This is a genomic window from Bacteroides faecis (genome assembly GCF_020091505.1).
GTDB lineage: Bacteria > Bacteroidota > Bacteroidia > Bacteroidales > Bacteroidaceae > Bacteroides > Bacteroides faecis.
This window is the reverse complement of sequence record NZ_CP081916.1, coordinates 3,257,069-3,275,108: the sequence shown is the minus strand read 5'-3', so window position 1 is coordinate 3,275,108 and position 18,040 is coordinate 3,257,069. Positions and strand designations below refer to the sequence as shown.

Annotated in this window: 12 protein-coding genes; 1 reads left to right on the top strand and 11 read right to left on the bottom strand. The window is 42.7% G+C overall.

Annotated elements, in window-relative coordinates; genetic code table 11:
* Positions 1-73: 73 nt before the first annotated feature.
* The 9 genes from K6V30_RS12560 to K6V30_RS12520 all read right to left on the bottom strand — a co-directional run bounded on the left by K6V30_RS12560 (position 74) and on the right by K6V30_RS12520 (position 14,993).
* Positions 74-2,443: a glycoside hydrolase family 3 N-terminal domain-containing protein gene (locus K6V30_RS12560; RefSeq protein WP_055269968.1), complete on the bottom strand. Its 2,370-nt coding sequence runs from the start codon at positions 2,441-2,443 to the stop codon at positions 74-76.
* A 397-nt stretch (positions 2,444-2,840) separates the two neighbouring features.
* Positions 2,841-4,724 carry an alpha-L-fucosidase gene (locus K6V30_RS12555; RefSeq protein WP_055269914.1) on the bottom strand — a complete coding sequence of 628 codons (1,884 nt, stop codon included), beginning with the start codon at positions 4,722-4,724 and terminating at the stop codon, positions 2,841-2,843.
* A 76-nt stretch (positions 4,725-4,800) separates the two neighbouring features.
* Positions 4,801-5,538 carry a DUF1573 domain-containing protein gene (locus K6V30_RS12550; protein ID WP_010537397.1) on the bottom strand — a complete coding sequence of 246 codons (738 nt, stop codon included), beginning with the start codon at positions 5,536-5,538 and terminating at the stop codon, positions 4,801-4,803.
* A gap of 111 nt (positions 5,539-5,649) precedes the next feature.
* Entirely contained in the window at positions 5,650-6,666 is a 1,017-nt protein-coding gene (locus tag K6V30_RS12545; RefSeq protein ID WP_022300782.1) for a discoidin domain-containing protein, read from the bottom strand.
* 17 nt (positions 6,667-6,683) lie between these two features.
* Complete coding sequence (locus tag K6V30_RS12540; protein ID WP_010537395.1) at positions 6,684-7,895, bottom strand: DUF1735 and LamG domain-containing protein; 1,212 nt, start codon at positions 7,893-7,895, stop codon at positions 6,684-6,686.
* Between the two features lie 20 nt (positions 7,896-7,915).
* Positions 7,916-8,857: an endo-beta-N-acetylglucosaminidase family protein gene (locus tag K6V30_RS12535; RefSeq protein WP_022300784.1), complete on the bottom strand. Its 942-nt coding sequence runs from the start codon at positions 8,855-8,857 to the stop codon at positions 7,916-7,918.
* Positions 8,858-8,899: 42 nt separating this feature from the next.
* A complete protein-coding gene (locus K6V30_RS12530) occupies positions 8,900-10,495 on the bottom strand; it encodes a RagB/SusD family nutrient uptake outer membrane protein (protein WP_010537393.1) in 1,596 nt (531 codons plus the stop codon).
* Between the two features lie 24 nt (positions 10,496-10,519).
* Positions 10,520-13,819, bottom strand: a complete 3,300-nt coding sequence (locus tag K6V30_RS12525) for a TonB-dependent receptor (protein ID WP_055269912.1) — start codon at positions 13,817-13,819, stop codon at positions 10,520-10,522.
* Positions 13,820-14,069: 250 nt separating this feature from the next.
* Positions 14,070-14,993, bottom strand: coding sequence for a FecR family protein (locus tag K6V30_RS12520; RefSeq protein ID WP_010537391.1), 924 nt, complete (start codon positions 14,991-14,993; stop codon positions 14,070-14,072).
* A 225-nt stretch (positions 14,994-15,218) separates the two neighbouring features.
* Here K6V30_RS12520 and K6V30_RS12515 point away from each other — a divergent pair, with 225 nt between their 5' ends.
* Positions 15,219-15,785, top strand: a complete 567-nt coding sequence (locus K6V30_RS12515; RefSeq protein WP_010537390.1) for an RNA polymerase sigma-70 factor — start codon at positions 15,219-15,221, stop codon at positions 15,783-15,785.
* Here K6V30_RS12515 and K6V30_RS12510 read toward each other — a convergent pair.
* Both K6V30_RS12510 and K6V30_RS12505 read right to left on the bottom strand, forming a co-directional pair.
* Positions 15,759-16,862, bottom strand: a complete 1,104-nt coding sequence (locus K6V30_RS12510; protein WP_010537389.1) for an AMP-binding protein — start codon at positions 16,860-16,862, stop codon at positions 15,759-15,761. The two genes, K6V30_RS12515 and K6V30_RS12510, sit on opposite strands and share 27 nt — an antisense overlap.
* Before the next feature lie 12 nt (positions 16,863-16,874).
* Positions 16,875-17,900: an o-succinylbenzoate synthase gene (locus K6V30_RS12505; RefSeq protein WP_055269910.1), complete on the bottom strand. Its 1,026-nt coding sequence runs from the start codon at positions 17,898-17,900 to the stop codon at positions 16,875-16,877.
* Positions 17,901-18,040 lie beyond the last annotated feature (140 nt).

Below are 18,040 nucleotides of genomic sequence, written 5' to 3'. Positions count from 1 at the left end.
AAGGTTTAGATTTTAAGTGAAAAAGCGGGTGCCTCAGAGTTATATCTGATACACTCGCTTTTAATTTATAACCTTATCTCAGGTTCTTACTTCCGGACACAGACTTCACCGAAATATGAGTTGTTAGTCTTATGTCATCAGAAGAAGCACCAATCATTATCCGGAAATCTCCAGTTTCCACCACACGCTTCATACTCCGGTCGATAATGGACAAATCTTTTTCGGTTAGGGTGAAAAGAATTTCTTTCTCCTCTCCTTTTCTCAGAAAGAAACGTTCAAAATGCTTTAATTGCTTCAGGGGCTGGACTACCGAAGCGTACTCATCTTTCAGATAAAGTTGCGCAACTTCTTCACCGTCATAGTCCCCGGTATTTTTTACCTTAAATGAGACTTCGAAATGACAAGGGGATTTCTGTGTTATTTGCAAATCCGAATATTCGAAAGTGGTATAACTCAAACCATAGCCAAAACCATAGAGCGGAGAAGCGGCCATTTCGACATAATCATGATTGCGAGGAGCTTTTTTATTATAATAAACAGGTATCTGTCCAACAGAACGGGGAACAGAAACCGGTAATCGCCCGGCAGGATTATAGTCACCAAACAAGACATCGGCTATTGCATCCCCTCCTGCCTGCCCCGGATAAGAAGCGGTCAGCAATGCATCGGCACACTCGGATGCCCAGACTTTGTCTAACGGGCGCCCTTCTATATAGACAACAATCAATGGTTTTCCGGTGGTTTTCAGTGCATTCAGCAAGTCCTGCTGTTTTCCCAGTAAGGTCAGAGTAGCCCTGTCAAAGCCCTCACCACATTCCATATCGCTGATGCTCTTTTCGTCTGCGATTGCCGCGCCCGTTTCTTGATAGCTCGTCTTGAAATCACGTGCGCTGGAGCCTCCTACTACCGCTATTATGACTTCCGAACGGTGTGCTGCTTCAACTGCCTCCGCTATCTCATTCACAGTAGTATCACGGATAGCACATCCACGCACGTACTCCACTCTGGAGGGAGAGAGTTTAGAGATAACTCCATCCAATACGGTTCTTATGTCCTTATCTTCTTGTGGTGCTGTATAGTCTCCCAGCATGTTATAACGATTGTCTGCATTCGGTCCGACGACCGCCACTCTTTTTATTTTCTTACTTAAAGGAAGAATAGAATTCTTATTCTCCAACAATACTACAGACGATTGCGCTACTTTGCGTGCCAGTTTGACGTGCTCCTTATTACGCACCATTTTCGTAGTCGTTTTCGGATTTACATAAGGATGTTCAAACAATCCCATTTCAAACTTCATCCGTAATATCCGGTCTACAGCTGCATTAATCTGCGTTTCATCCTGTTTTCCAGACCTGACAGCTTGCAACAGATTCATAAACGCATCACCACCCAAATCTATATCGACTCCGGCAGATAGTGCCTGTACAGCCGCTTCTTCCATAGTGGAAGCAACGAAATGACTTTCGTGAATACCTTCGATACTATATAAGTCGGAAACAACAAATCCACGAAATTTCCACTCATTACGTAATAATTGTGTCAGCAAATAATGATTTGCCGTACAGGGAATACCATCTATTGAATTGTAAGAAGTCATCACAGAGAGTGCTCCTGCCTCTATCGCTTCCCGAAAAGGAGGAAGGAAGTTCTCATGCAGGTCCCGGGCCCCTACTGATGCATAGTTTCCGTTTTGTCCGCCTTCCGGCACCGCATAAGCCAGAAAATGCTTCAAAGTAGCTATGGTAGCATGCTCCCGGGATAAATCTCCGCTTCCTAATCCCGTGACCATCGCAGCTCCCAAGCGTCCACTCAATACGGGATCTTCGCCGAAGGTTTCCTCTACACGCGACCAGCGAGGGTCACGAGACAAATCCAGTACAGGCCCATAACTTATATGCGCACCCTGTGAACGAATCTCTTTAGCAATCGCCTTTCCCACTTCTTCTATCAATGTCGGCGACCAAGTTGCCGACATCCCTATGCCGGTAGGAAAGACTGTTGTCCCAATCGCCATATGTCCATGAGGTGCTTCTTCAGCCAAAAATACGGGAATACCCAAACGGGTATTTTCTATTGCATATTTCTGCAATGCATTACCGGCTTTGGCTGCCAGTTCGGGGCGAAGTCCGTTCTCCAGGGTCTTCCTAGTCCAGGGATCAGCACGATAAGTCGCCCACAGCATACCTGCGTTCTTTTCTTTTATTAGTTTTTTAAACTTTTCAGAAGGGTACACTTCATCGTCCTTTATTTCGTACATTTCCCAGCCAAGAGGAGATAATAGTTGTCCGACCTTTTCCTCTAAAGTCATGCGTGAAAGCAAATCTTTCACCCGTTCGTCAACAGACAGGAGCGGATTTTTATAAAGTGGCAGAGAGGATTGGGCAAAAGCCCCGATATTCATTATCAATCCTATGATTAAAATAGATAATCGCTGTGTCATAATGCTATATGATATAATATAAAAATAACTTCCTGCAGGTTCCATTGTTGTTTCATGCGATGGAACTTTAGTTTCCAAGCAGGAGAAACTTTAGTTTCATTGGGAAGAAACATTTAGTTTCATTACTTGAAACTTTTGGTTTCAACGCTTGAAACTATTAGTTTCAAGGCATGAAACTAAATGTTCCTCCGGTTGAAACAAAACAAAGGTACTATTCATTCAAAAAGAATGCACCAAGAGACCGCACTGAGATATAACAATCCCTTATGTTGCAGATAATTTATCTGCAACACATCTGCAACAAGTATCTGCAACACTATACACCACATTAAATCAAACCAATAAAAAGGCTGGTGACAGATGGTGCAGATAAAACAAAAAGTATTCTAGAGAGAGATTATTGACATCCTATCTCCGCTATTCCCAAAGAATCGCTTTCATCCACCATTCGAGTCGCTTTTAACCTAAGATAGCGAGCCTCAACCGGACTAAAGTACACATTCTGAAGAATCGGATTATTACGGATATTCGAAAATTCTCCCTGAGCTACGACTTGCATCGTCTCTTCGGTAGTACCGGCAGACAGTTCGTACGATGAAATCAGCCCTTTACTGTATTCACTTTGGTCGGGCAAATAGTAAAATGAATGAATGGTACGATTTTCGCCAAGGTCAATCACGATTTCTTTCCCTGAGATAAGAGCGGTAGTCTGATCGTTTTTGTCACTGCATTTCTTTGCTTCTTCTGCATCCACCCCTAAAATCGCAAAGGGGAAAGTCCTCAATTCTGAAGTTGCCGATGTATAATTCTCCGTTGCATCGGGTGCATAATAAGCTCCTGCCTCACTGATACACAAGCATCCGCGGGCATCGGTAAACCTTATGCGCAGTTCTTCCGTTTCGACCGTTTCAAAGCGTAACAGACGTTTGTAGCCTACGGTGGTAGTTTCCTCGTTACATTTAACCGGCAGCCATTGGTCTCCCTCCTTGTATTCTACAACAAAAGACTTCACCCGTTGCCCCAAAGGTATGTACTCTTGAATCATCACCCGGTTCATCTTCGTCGGCTGAGTGAAAGTAAAAGTCAGATCAGCGGAAGTCACTCCGTCGTTGGTCGCCCAATAAGTTTCATACTGTCCATCCGTTGCGGCACGAACCTTGAATTTTCCTCCACGCTCATCGGAAGCTACGACTTTTGCACTGCTCAACAAATTATCTGCCAACTCTTTCTGAACTCTTTGATGGAAAGAAACTGCATTCAATGAATCGGTCGGATGAATCAAACCGTTACGATCTACCGGGAAGTTCAATAATAAAGTCGCATTATGCCCCACACTACGATAGTACAAGTCCGTCAGTTGATCGACTGTTTTTACTTTATCATCTTCTTCAGGATGATAGAACCATCCCGGACGGATGGAAACATCACATTCCGCTGCTACCCATTGATTACCGTCGGCATGGCCATACTGCAATTCTCTATATTTGGGATATCCCGGATATACCTCGCCTGCCCGAAGGAAAGACCAGTTGGTAGCTCCGGCAAATCCACTCTCATTTCCTACCCAACGGCACCCCGGTCCGCCATCCGAGAAGATCACCGCCTGCGGTTGCAGTTCATCAATCATCTTGTAAGCACGCGGATAATCATAGTACGTTTTACGGTCGATGGTACGTACATCTTTTGCTCCTCCGTACCAACCGTCGCCTCCATTGGCTCCATCGAACCAGATTTCAAAGACGTCTCCATAATTAGTGAGCAATTCATTCAACTGCTTATAGAAATAATCCACATACTCCGGCGTACCATAATTTGCCTGATGCCTGTCCCATGGAGAAAGATAAACGGCAAACTTGATACCGTACTTCTTGCAGGCATCAGAAAGTTCGCGTACAATATCACCTTTACCGTCTTTGTAAGGAGTATTCCGGATGCAATATTCTGTCAGTTGTGTAGGCCACAGGCAGAAGCCGTCATGATGTTTGGCTGTCAGGATCACTCCTTTCATACCGGAGTTGACAAAGGTCTGCACCCATTGCTCACAGTCCAGACGAGCCGGATTAAACGTTTTCGGATCGGAGTCGCCATAGCCCCATTCCCGGTCATTGAAAGTATTGAGACCGAAATGCACAAAGGCATAAGTTTCCATCTTCTGCCAATTTACTTGCTTTTCCTGAGGAACAGGTAAAATAGCTTCCGGTGCGGGAACACTCTGACATCCTGCCAAAAATAGACTAAAGACTGCTGTAGAAATGCTGGTTACGATTGGGGGTTTCTTCATGGTATTTGATTCATTTATAGTTTTATCTTTTCAGATGATTTTATTTGTCGGTGCTAAGATAGGAAATATTATATTACTAATCAACCGGATCGGCACATGTTATCACCAACGGTTTCACGAGTGCCCGTCCGTTGATCACGGGATAGACACGTGTTACAGCCGGAAACCTGCCGGAATATTGATATTCAACAGGCATCACACCTTCTTCACGGGCTTTCACCATGCGGGGACTGGTAAACTTAATATCCGTATTTCCACCTATCACCACAAACATCAGTTGCATATCATGATCGGTATCATTTACATATTTCAATTTCATCGTTTTCGTACCACCTTTGCCTATCGTGCCGAATGCCATTACTTCAAAGTTCATCCAAAGTCCGCTACCATACTCATACGGATAGTTCTCCGATACCGGATGTTGGCAGGGAATGACAGTACCCTTTACCCAGATGCGGTTGTAGTTCGCATTGTTATTGCTCAAAACAACGACTTCCTTACTGAAGAATCCCGGTCGGTAAGCCGGATTGTAAGTCACTTTCACTTTCCCTGTGGCATTGGGGCGAAGCGGTTCTTTAGGATATTCAAACTGTACACAACCACAACCACTCGTTACCCCATTGATAGAAAGAACTTTCTGACTGACATTCCTAAACTCAAATTCATGTGAAACCAATCCGTCTTCTTCCTTTATTTCTCCAAAATCAAAGACGCGCTCTTCAAACACCAGTTCGTCAGAAAGCCGGGGCTCTTGCGCCATCGAAGGAAAGAGCACAAGGAATAAAAAGGTAATGGATAGAATCAATATTTTCATAATCTACAAGTATGGTACAAACATAATATTTTCCAAAGATAAGAGGGGACAAATAATTCTCTTTTCTCCATTTGACTTTGTCCCCTCCTCTATCAGATACGAAAATTCCGTTTATTCAGCATAAACGTCCAGCTCGTTGAAGGTACGGTAATATCCCCCCCATGAACCGCTACCATTGCTCCATTGCAAAGATAACCTCACATACCGTGCCGGAACCGCACCATAAAGTATGATATACTGATCTGTATTGTTCTCCACTACGGGAGCAGCAGCTCCCGCATCTGTCCAGTTGTTTCCATCAGTACTCAACTCTACTCCAATTCTGCTAAAGTTATAGTAAGAACCCCAACTCGAGGATGAATTTTTAAAATAAAGAGCAGTTACATTATTTGTAGCGTTCATATCAAGCGTAAAAGTAGGATTCTCTTCATTGGAGAATGACGCGCCAGAACCGGTATTTCCATCGAAAATGCGGGCTATCGAATTCGCATCTACCGAAGAATCGGTAGTTGTAGCCGTCCATGCAGAGCGGTCACTCACTTTTGCGCCTTTTATATCATCGGAGCCGGCATCTTCCTTAATCAGCCTTTCCTCCAGATTTACTACCACATAAGCCAGGTTTTTAGTAACGGTCACCTTTCCCTTTGTTGTCGACTCAAGACGTACAGGTATCAAGTAAGCTCCCTTTTCTGCCATACCGGAATACTTTTCTTCCGGTATGACGACTTCTATAGAGTCAGATGATAAATAAGAACCATTACCGACACTGACAGATGCCCTCTGCAAAACAGCTACAGAGGTCGTTTTATACTCCGTACCATTTTCCGTATTGAAAGCTTCCACCAAACCATTATCAATAACAGCAGTCACCGTTGCACTCCCATCCATGGGACGAGTAGCAGATACTCCAAACTTGGCGTAAACTTCATCACCAAAATATCCGACAGGCGTAGAAACCACCGTAAAGGTTTCGACAGCTGCTGAAGTATTATTAAACTGGCCTTTCGGAGGGAAATAAATTAGATTATCAGGATTACCCACAACATCATAACTCTCATCATCGCATGATTGAAAGCTAAATAGTCCGGCTACCGCCAGCAATCCTAAGATATATGTATTTATTTTCATAGCTATTCCATATTTTATTACTCGTTACACCTATTATTATCGTCACTATCCCATGCAATGGCACTGCTATAATTTAAGTTATAAGTCAGTCCGGCCCCTTCATTTATTTCACGGGCTGTATTGGTCCAGTCCATATCATAGCCATGTCCTGTTGCATCTTTAAAGATGTGTCCTTCGCCTTCATTCATCTTCCAGTATGCAACCAGACCTTCCGATTGTGAATCAACGCCACAAAGATTCATCTGTAGTTCGCCTGTACTCAAAGCACGGTTCCAGACACGAACTTCGGCAATACGGCCACGGAAATACTGAGATCCGCGATATCCTGTCCACGACATTCCCAGTTCAAAACGCTGGAAATCGACCGGTTTACCGTCACCATCACCTTGCGCATCTTTCACTCCGTCTACATACATAGTCAGTTTACTGCCATCATAAGTCAAAGAAATCATATACCAGCGGTCGGTACTAAAACGGGTGCTGGACACAATACTGCCACTGGGGCTTACCCACTGCAAAGCATTGATATCTAATCCATTCTCTCCAAATCGCAGCATGCTTGAACGCTGTTCGTCCGCAGAAGTGAAACTACACAGACGAGCTATACGATGCCACTCCTGAGAATAACATTTGATCTCATAGGTGAAGTTGGATAATTCCTGCTTCTTATCATCCGAGAAAATAAAGTTACTATAAAGATTCGTGTTACTGATATTCAATGAGGTGAAATGAATCACACGGGATATCTGCAGGAAAATAGTTTTCGATGGTTTCAATATGTCAAGCCCCTCCACTTGCGTCATAGTGACAGGAATGACATATACACGCCCTTCGGCAAAATCTTCCGTAGAAGTAACCTTGACTGTAACCGGTGTAGAGAAGGCTTTGCCTGCCTGAATCACGGCATCGGCATTTTCGAGAACCGCGGCACCATCCGGTATTGCATAATACTTAGTATTATGTTCTTGATTATAGGACTCTACCAACGATCTGTCAATAGCAAATTTCACATTCACATCCTTATCTACTTTGTCTGTGGTAGAGGCAGTAATTGCATACGAAGAAGGGGTATCCTCCACTACAAACTTTGTTACGGGTGTAGTTTCCGTTCCTGTGATAAAAGCTACATTTTTATTATAATCAAATTTATCACCCTCCGTACAACCCAGAATGGATAAACCTACTATTACTCCCAATAAGGAATGTTTAAATATATATGTTTTCATCATGATTCTTATTTATTCATTATTTATTCACTTATTGCAGGATTCATTATCTGAATGGCTTCCCTGAACTCATTGTAAGGTATACCTGACGATGAGTAATAGTTTCTTCCCAAGAAGAAAACTCCACAGCCGCCTTTACGACCTTTCGATGGCTCCCAACGTGCATAGTTCATCAGTTGGCCTCCGTCTGCATAGAACACTCCGAATGATTCACAATAAATCATCTTCTCGGGTGGAAAGTTGCTGGGTTGAGTCAAGAACCCGACCTGATTACTATAAGCTTGTTGAACGATATAATCACAATAAGGTATGATGTCTGTCGGTGGTGTTCCACTGAAATAGTCAACGATAAGCAACTTGTCCGGTTGTTCGCCTTCGGGACCAAAATACTTGCCAAGTTCCTTTATCAACCTTACCAGATCGGAGCTGCTCCATCCTTCCCAGTCGACGTCTACTCCATCAAGTCCCGGCTCCAACACTTGATTTACAATCCATTTGGCGTATGCAGCCATCGCTTCATCATCCTTATTTTGACTCAGATCATAATCAACACCATCAATGGTAAACTGGTGTCTGTAATGAGAAGCATCGGCATGCATGACAAAACGTGTACCCAGTTTCTGCTGACAGTATTGCATATCCGCATATGCTACCGGATGTGTCTCTGCTGTCGGTATTCCCATCCATAGGTTTACGATGTCTATACTGTCTGGCAGTCCTACCATACGTTCACCCCACGATGCGGGATCTTTATAGCCTGTCACACCTTCAATTGGTGACCACGCTTCGTAATAAGCATAACTTATCTCATGATCGCTTTTCTTGAAGGCACGCAGATTCTCAAAATACTGCTCGTCGTATGTCTTCAGCTTCTGAATTTCTAACGCTTCCACATCGGTATCACAACTATAGAAAAAGAATGTTCCGATAAGGAAAGTCAGTAAACCTGTTATTTTTGTTTTCATTGTAATTAGTGTTTTTAAAATTAAACAATGTCCATTTTCCTGTTATCGGGATCTTTTGTCCCACCAGAGTTTAGTTCCACCCGTATCCTGACCACCCAAAGCCGATATACCACTGGCAACGCCGCTGGCATTGTTGATCTTCTCGTCACGTGTATAAGGCAGACGGCGGACTTGCAATTCGGTATCAATCGTTCCATTACTGCTATTTCTCACTACAGGAATAACTTCCGGATAGCCTGTACGACGATATTCACTCCATCCTTCAGGACCGTCGGGATAAATGGCAATCCACTTCTGTGTGATGATACGTTCCAACTGTCCCTCAAAATCGGCATTATCATCCCATGCAGGAGTAACCTTGCTGCTGAAAGTATAATTATCACTACCTACATTATCTGCAAAAGCACCCGGAGTCGAGGTGTTGTCGGCCAGATAATCGTCTACACCGGCAGCATTGTTCTCTTCGAACGACATACGTACACCTTGTTCATAGAATGATTTGGCTGTACCACCCATCGTCCAGCCACGTAATGCACCTTCGGCACGCAGGAAGAACGATTCGGCAGCAGTCATCCATACTACCGGAGTGGAAGCACGGTTGATATTCAGGTTAGAGATCTTATTACCCTGATAGTTGCTCATGTTGCTTGTGGTGATACCGATACGTACGCCATGATATTCACCGTCGCCGGCTGTTGTAAAATAAGAGCTGATTCGTGAATCATTCAGTCCGTTCAAGTAGGCTACGATGGTAGCACCCGGACGACAGTCGCCCGAATTGAAGTTATAGGCGATCTCGTGCAACGGATGATGATATTCCAATGAGTTATGCGAAAGCTCGGCACGTTCCGCTTTACTTTCGATAAAGCCAAACATATTTTCCATCGATTTCTTTGCCTGTGCTTCTGCCAAAGTAGGATTCGCATAAGAGACACGTATAGCAAGACGCAAACGCAGTGTATTGGCAAACTTCACCCACTTCTCTACATCACCCCCATATACACAGTCATAATCGCTCATCAGCTTGGCATCCACATTTCCGTTCACATAATTGCTCAATACTTCGATAGCATTATCCAGTTCCTCAAAGAACTTATTATAAACCAAGTCCAATGCGTCGTATAAGCTGGAAGAGCCATAGTTTACATACGGAATAGGGCCGAAAGTATCAGCAATACGATGCATCCCTTCCACTTTTACGATAGTAGCCAATGCGTCAACTTCCGGCAACTCTTGCTCGGTAGCTATCTTGTGAATACTTTGCCACGGCGCCATAATGCCAGTATAGGCATAATCAAAAGTGGCATTTACCCATTGTTCCTGAAAGTTATACTGTCCGTTATGGTTGGTAGACCCTAAAGTAGCGGCTATGTAGCCCGAATAGAGATCGTGCGATAAGTTCTGGGCAATCTGATAGTCAGAATCGAGCTTGTCGCCATCATTTACGATAACAACCCGGCGCAGCATTTGCGAAAAGAAAGCACCTGTCTTCAGGTTGTCTGCTTCCATCATTTCCTCGGTGACTTCATTCGGATTTACATTATCCTCATAGTCGATACACGAAATGTTATTCAATAGCATCAAAGATATCCCGAGAATGGAAAGTTTGTTCCATGACCGTATTTTATTTAATATCATATCTTCTACAATTTATAAGTTTGATTAGAAATTAACTTTCACAGAGAATCCCAAATTACGCAGACTTGGTGACATAAACATGTCAATACCTTGAAAGTAAGTACCTGTACTTGCTGTCAGTTCCGGATCGAACGGAGCTTTTCTATAAAGGAAGAAGAGATTCTTACCGATGAAGGATACGTTCAACCCCTTAATCCAGTCCACATACTTGTTGATAGGAATATCATAGCCTAATGATAACTCAGCCAGACGGACATTAGTCGCACTATACGTATACATAGAGCCAATTCCCCCCTGAGCACCGGAGCCTCCAATCTTCGTATAGTAATCTTCCGCGCCGATAGGACGACCGTTGACAATAGCTCCGCCATTATCACGGGCATCGGCTGTAGCCTTTGAAGAGCCGTATGCATCCATTGTTGCCTGTGTCTGCGATACCACTACGCCACCGACACGTGCCGTAAACAGGAATCCTAATGAAAGACCTTTATAACTGAATGTATTGCCCCAGCCGAGGTTGTATTTAGGAGCACTGTTACCGGCTTTTACAAACTCGTCGGGCTGAGTGACTACGACCTGGTCCGAAGGATGGACATAGATAGCTCCATGTTCGTCCGTGCGAAGCGTATTCACATAAATATCACCGATAGATCCGCCTTCTGTCAGTATCATCTTATACATACTGGTTCCTCCCATATCGATTCTGTCCAGAGAAGTGAGTTCATGTGTATAAGGATCTTCATAGTTGCGCAGCAATTCCACTACCTTATTCTTGTTTAATGAATATGTCAGATAAGAACTCCAGCCAAAATCTCCCCATTTATCTTCAAAGCGCAAAGACAATTCAATACCTTTATTATCTACACGACCACCGTTGACAACTTCCGACTTATAACCGGTAGTGGAAGAAAGGGTACGCTCGAAGAACTGATTATAAGTGCGTGACTGATAAATAGATCCGTCCAGCCTCAAACGGTTCTTGAAGAACACAAAGTTAAATCCGGCTTCCCATGATTTGGTACGTTCCGGCTTCAGATTGGGGTTAGGACGGCGGGACTGGGTAACAGGAACTCCATCGACCAACGCATAAGTCGGAATGGCCAGAAATACGTCCGGAGAATTACCGACTTCCGAATAGGATACACGTACTTTCATGTACGGCATGATATCCGTACTGCAACGGAATATGTCTGTGATAATCCCCGAAAGACCGATAGACGGATAGAAGAAAGAACCGGTATTCGTGCCTTTGAAGGTAGACGACCAGTCATTACGAGCCGTCACATCCAGATAAGCCATAGATTTATAGCCGATTTGCGCGCTGCCGAATATAGCACGTTTCTTCAAATGATAGCCATATTGATTAGCCAGGTTCTTCTCCGAAGTGTCCACGTTTCCAAAAGTAAAGAGGTTGGCCACTGACTTCAGCTTACCTCCGAAATAATCGGACTGATAATCATTGTTTTCGAAGTTTGCTCCCACATTGGCCGTTAAATTAAGGGTATTGTCAACAAAGTACTTATTGATATTCAGTAACAGTTCGCCGTATATCTGCTGATTTTCAATATTACTCTTGGAGTAGTAACCATATTTTGAAGCAAACAAGGTGTTCGTTCCTGCATCATACATACGTTCACGGCGCTCGTTGTTGCGGTCCATCTTGGCACGGGCTGTCACATTAATCCAGTCAGCAAAATCATATTTTGCCGATGCAGTAGCCATATAACGGTTCTTATGATTAGGTATTTTGATATGCTCGGTAATCCAATACGGGTTCTGCAAAGCCAGACTGGTACTGTAAGGCCAATACTGGGTCAGTAAGTTTCGCTCTGAATCGTAACGCTGATATGCCTGAACCTTCGAGAAATCATCTCCCGCGGGAAACAGATAAAGAGGAACCAGCGGGTTATAATAAAGTCCCTGAGAGGTCATGTTCTGCTCTTTTACAGAGCTAAGCATAAAACTCAGGTCGAGAGTCAGCTTATCTTTCAACATCTTGGCAACATTACGGACGGTAACATTATAACGCTCGTAGTCATTATTATGAATAATACCGTTGGCATTCGTAGTACCTAAAGATAAGTAAGTCTGATTCTTGTCAGTACCTGTAGAAAGACTGGCCGCATTGGTTACATTTACGCCCGTCTGAAAGAAATCTTTAGGATCATAGCTGCTCGGTGTATTCAATTTGCTGCCCCAACTGTAGTAACTACCTACTTCGGTCTGCCCATAAGTATTCTGGAACTCAGGCAAAACAAGAGGAGCTGAGAAAGTCGTATTATTGGATATGCTGACCGAAGTACGCCCTTCTCTTCCTTTTTTAGTAGTAATCATTACTACACCATTGGCAGCGGCACTACCGTAAAGAGCAGCAGCTGACGGTCCGCTCAAAACGGATATGCTCTCGATATCCTCGGGATTCAGACCGGAAATAGGATCACCGGACTGACCGGCACCTTCGTATGAATCCGTAGGCTGCGTAGAAGCTGCACTCATATCACTCATCGGAATACCATCGACTACATAAAGAGCATTGTTATTACCATTCAAGGATTTGGTACCACGCATCACAACACGTGAAGAACCGCCTACACCGGCTGAAGATGAGTTGATCGTAACACCGGCAACCTTACCATTCAGGTTGTTGACGAAGTTGGCATCGGCAATGCGTGTAATCTCATCATTACTCACTTGCTGTACATTGTAAGACAATGATTTGGCTTCCTTCTTGATGCCCAGTGCAGTAACAACGACTTCATTCAGTACTTCCGTATCCTCAGTCAGCACAATATTCAAAACCTGCGCATTCTGAACCCTTACAGTTTTCGTGGCATATCCCACATAGGATACTTCCAGAACATCTCCCTTTTTAGCTTGCAACGAGAAATTTCCGTTTATGTCAGTAATAGTACCGACCGTAGAATCTTTCACTTTAACATTCACACCAATCAACGGATCTCCGCCAGCATCCTTCACAACTCCTTTTACCTGGATTTGTCCTTCCTGCTGAACAAGTTGCATCTTATTGGTCGACAAAATAATCTGTTTGTCAACTACGGTATACGTGATATCGGTTCCCTTAAAAATATCATCCAGAATATCCAGAATCTTACCGGATTTATTTCTCACAGAAACAATGCGGTTCTTCTGAATAGTTTTGTCATTGTAAAGGAAAACATAATCGGAAGTTTCTTCTATTTTATTCAGTATCTGTTCTACAGATACATTGTTCATAGAAATGGCAACATGCGTTCGTTGAGCATAGCCATTCTCTGCAGGAAGTTGTAAAACGACTGCAAAAAGTAGTGCCAGACTAATCCTCATAACTAAAGGTAGTTTTAGATTTAAAGCATATTTAGGACATAATGCAATAAATGAATGATTTTTTTTCATACATTTGCGGTTAACTAAAGTTTATTACTATAATGAACTATGGTTTGATTCCGGTTAGCGTTTGCAAGACTCCTTACCGCGAATCTGAAAATTTGGAGGGAAGACAGCTGTTGGTAGCAGCTTTCTTCCTTTTTTTACGATCTTTGTGTTATCTCATAGGCTATTCTCATTTTTATGGTTACTAATATAAATCTACAATTATTTTTTTCTTTGTAAATGTATCATCTGCCTGTTGTACCGCTTCCTCGGTTCTCCATTTCAAGGCAGCAGACTTAGCCAGATAATCCAATATTTGCGGCAGTGTTTCATTACGGAAAGTGGCGCGGTATTTATACTCCTTCCCTGATATATTATTAAACTGAATATCTACATTAAAATGCCGTGCCAGCCGTTTGAATATCTCATCCAACTCAGCATTTCGGAATATCAGTTTACCGTCTTTCCACGCCACCTTTTCATACACATCCACTTTTCCTTTCATCAACTTCTGATCCGCCTTGTTATAAAGTAATCGTTCTCCCGGAGCCAACTGAACAGTCGTCTTTCCGTCAGGTGAAATAACGTTTACTTTACCTTTCTCCAATACCGTCTCTATACTATTATCATCTTCGTAAGCATTTACATTAAATTTTGTTCCGTAAACATACACGCTTAAACCGGCAGGAGTATTTACGTAAAAGGGCCGTTCCCGGTCTGCCTCTACCTCAAAATAGGCTTCACCCTTCAATTCTACATTACGGTTATCTTTCTTAAAAACGGTAGGATAACGGAGAGTACTACCGGAGTTTAACCAGACCACCGAATGGTCAGGAAGTTCGTAGCGAATAATCGAGCCTGTAGCTGCCACAACTTCCGCATATTTTTCTTCGGCATCTGTCGCTCCCCAATATAAATATCCCAAAACCAAAGAAGAAAGCAACAAAGGTATAGTCAAGAATGCAGCATAACGCATCAACTGATTATACATACTCCTTCTTCTGTTGATCTTTATTTTGGTTTGTGCCTGTTGATAGGCGCCCAGCACATCAATGGACTCCATTTCTTTAATGTCTTCTCCTAATGCCTGTGCTTTACGAAGCAATGATTCCGGATTCATATTTTCCATATTCTCTTTCAAAATCTTATCTTTTAATTGCAATTACACTAATAGTACAACTGAAGCAATCGAAAAGGGACAGGCAAAACAAAGTTTTTTTTTATTTTATTTTTCAAGCTAACTTATTTTCTACAGCTTCATACCAAAAACAAAAAAAGAAAGGATATTTTAGGTAATGATGATTATCTTATTATATATTTGCAGCAAAATGAAAAACTACAGAATCTCAATATAATGAAAATATCTTTTTCCAAACAGACGAAAGAAAGGGCCTTCAAGCAGCTTTATGAGGAGTATTACGCCCCTTTCTGTCTGTATGCAAAAAGATTTGTAGATGATAAGGAAACCCGCGAAGACATCGTTTCGGATGTATTTACCTCTTTATGGGACAAGCTGGATACAGACTCTTTCGATTTGCAATCAGAGACAGCCTTGGGATATATAAAGATGTGTGTAAAAAACAGTTGCCTGAACTTTCTGAAACATCAGGAGTATGAATGGAGTTATGCCGAAACAATCCAGAAGAAAGCTCCTCTCTATGAAACAGAATCAGATAGTGTATATACACTCGATGAGTTATACAGAATGCTATACGATACTTTGAACAAACTCCCGGAAAACTATCGCACAGTTTTTCACAAAAGTTTCTTCGAAGGTAAAACACATGCAGAGATTGCAGAAGAAATGAACCTCAGTGTAAAATCCATCAACCGGTACAAACAAAAGACTATGGAACTTTTACGAAATGAATTGAAAGATTATCTACCTTTACTCTTATTCTTCCTTTCCCCCGAGATGTAAGTTCTGTGCCAAAATGCGGCACTCTGCACGATTAATCTTACCATTTTCCGTCCGAGGGATATGATTAACCATTCGGATATATTTGGGGCGATAATACGGTTCCAACACAGCCTGTATCCTGCCTTCTATCGCTGTCAAATGCAACCGTCCTTCTATTAATAAAGTTACAGCCTGTCCCAAACGCCGGTCCGGAACCGAAGTGATGACAAAGGGTACATCAATCAATGACTGGAGTCGTTTCTCCATTTCTTCTGCCTGAATTTTAATTCCTCCACTGTTGATCACATTATCTTTCCGTCCTAAAATCATAAAACTTCCATCGGAATAGATGCGTGCCATATCATTTGTCTGCAAAACCTCATCACAAACAAGAGGTGCTTCAATGACCAACGTGTTTTCAGAAGACAGAGATAACCTGACGGAAGAAAAAGGATAATAGTGTTCTGAAGCTGATGCTCCGTTCAACCGGCGAAGGGCTATATGAGATAATGTCTCAGTCATGCCATAAGTAGAATAAACTGCTCCCGGAAGTCTTTTGATTTCTGCTTCTAAAGCACTGTCAACTGCTCCGCCACCAATAATCAGAATATCCGTTTGCTGTAACCGTTCTTTTTCTACAGAAACTTGAAGCGTATTATAAACTTGTAAAGGGACCATGGCTGCAAACTTCAATGATTCGTTGATATCCGCCAATGGATGACCGGTAGCAGGACGGACAAATAAATTCAGACCTGCAATCAAAGACCGCACCACTACCATCATTGCTCCTATATAACGAAGATTCATACACAGCAGCGCTTTATCTCCCGGTTGCAAATTTAAAAATTCGCAGGTAAGACGTGCACTCTGCATCATCTGCTCCTTACGAACGGTTAATTCTTTAGGCGTACCAGTGGAACCGGAGGTATGAACCTTCATAAAGGGTGAATCATTAAACCACTCACGAAGAAAAAGGAACAAATCTCGTATGGCAGAAGGATATGCATTTTCGCCCTCTGCCAGAAGTCTGCTTATATCATCGGGAGTATATTCTCTTCCCTCTAACAGTAAACGTTGTTTTTGCCGGTCAAATATCATTGTCGGGAGTCGTCATTTACAAAACCACAAACAGTCTTTTCTTATTTCAAGGGGCATGTCTACATTGTCAGTAAAAAGCATTCCTGTTCCCAATCCTTGTGGAAGCGGATTGTTAAAAGTTGCGCACCATTGTGCGATGGCATTCAGACCTATATTCGACTCTAAAGCAGAGGTTATCCACCAGCCTATATTTCGCTTTTCTGCCTCTGCAATCCATTCTTCTCCCCCTGTAAACCCACCATGAAGGGAAGGTTTGAGAATAATGTACTGCGGACGGATGGCTGAAAGAAGTCTTTGTTTTCCTTCCAAGGTATTACAGCCTATCAACTCCTCGTCCAATGCGATCGGTAACGGGGATTCTGAAGTCAGACGTGCCATTTCTTCCCATTGACCGGCGCGGATCGGTTGTTCAATAGAATGTATGTCAAGTTCGGAAAGACGTTTCAGCTTTTCCATTGCATCAACCGGAGAAAAAGCACCATTGGCATCTACACGTAACTCAACTTCTCCAGCTGAAAAATGGGCACGTATATGACGGAGCAAAGCTAACTCTTCTTCAAAGTTAATAGCTCCTATTTTTAGCTTGATACAGCGAAATCCCTCTTTCATTTTTGCTTCAATCTGGACAAGCATTTTATCAAAATCTCCCATCCAAATAAGTCCGTTTATAGGAATACCTGCCTCTCCACGTGAGAAAGCTGTATTCCATAAGGCCCAAGTACCTTCAAAAAAGTGCCGGATAGCAGTCTCCAGTCCAAAAAGAATAGAAGGGTAATCACGTAAAGCCTCTCCATCCAACTTTCCTCCTTGTTCTTCTACCCATCGGCATACGTCAGCCAGTCTTTTCCCGTAGTCCGGGAGATCGTCACAACTCAATTTGGGTAACGGAGCACATTCCCCCACTCCCACACGTCCGGGAAATTCTGGCGAAGTAAAATGAACATACCAGACTTTCCGCGTAGTATATACGCCTCGCGAGGTTCCTGCAGGTTGCTTGAAATGAAGCAACCGAGGAACAATTTCTATCTTACAATTCATTTTCAATAAAAAAGAATGCTATAAAAAATATGATTACTATCTCAGCAGAATAACTCCAAACAATAAAAACATGTTTTCCCTTTTACAATTTATAAAGGGAAATTATTAAAACATAAAGAGAAATTCTCAAAAGATAGCCA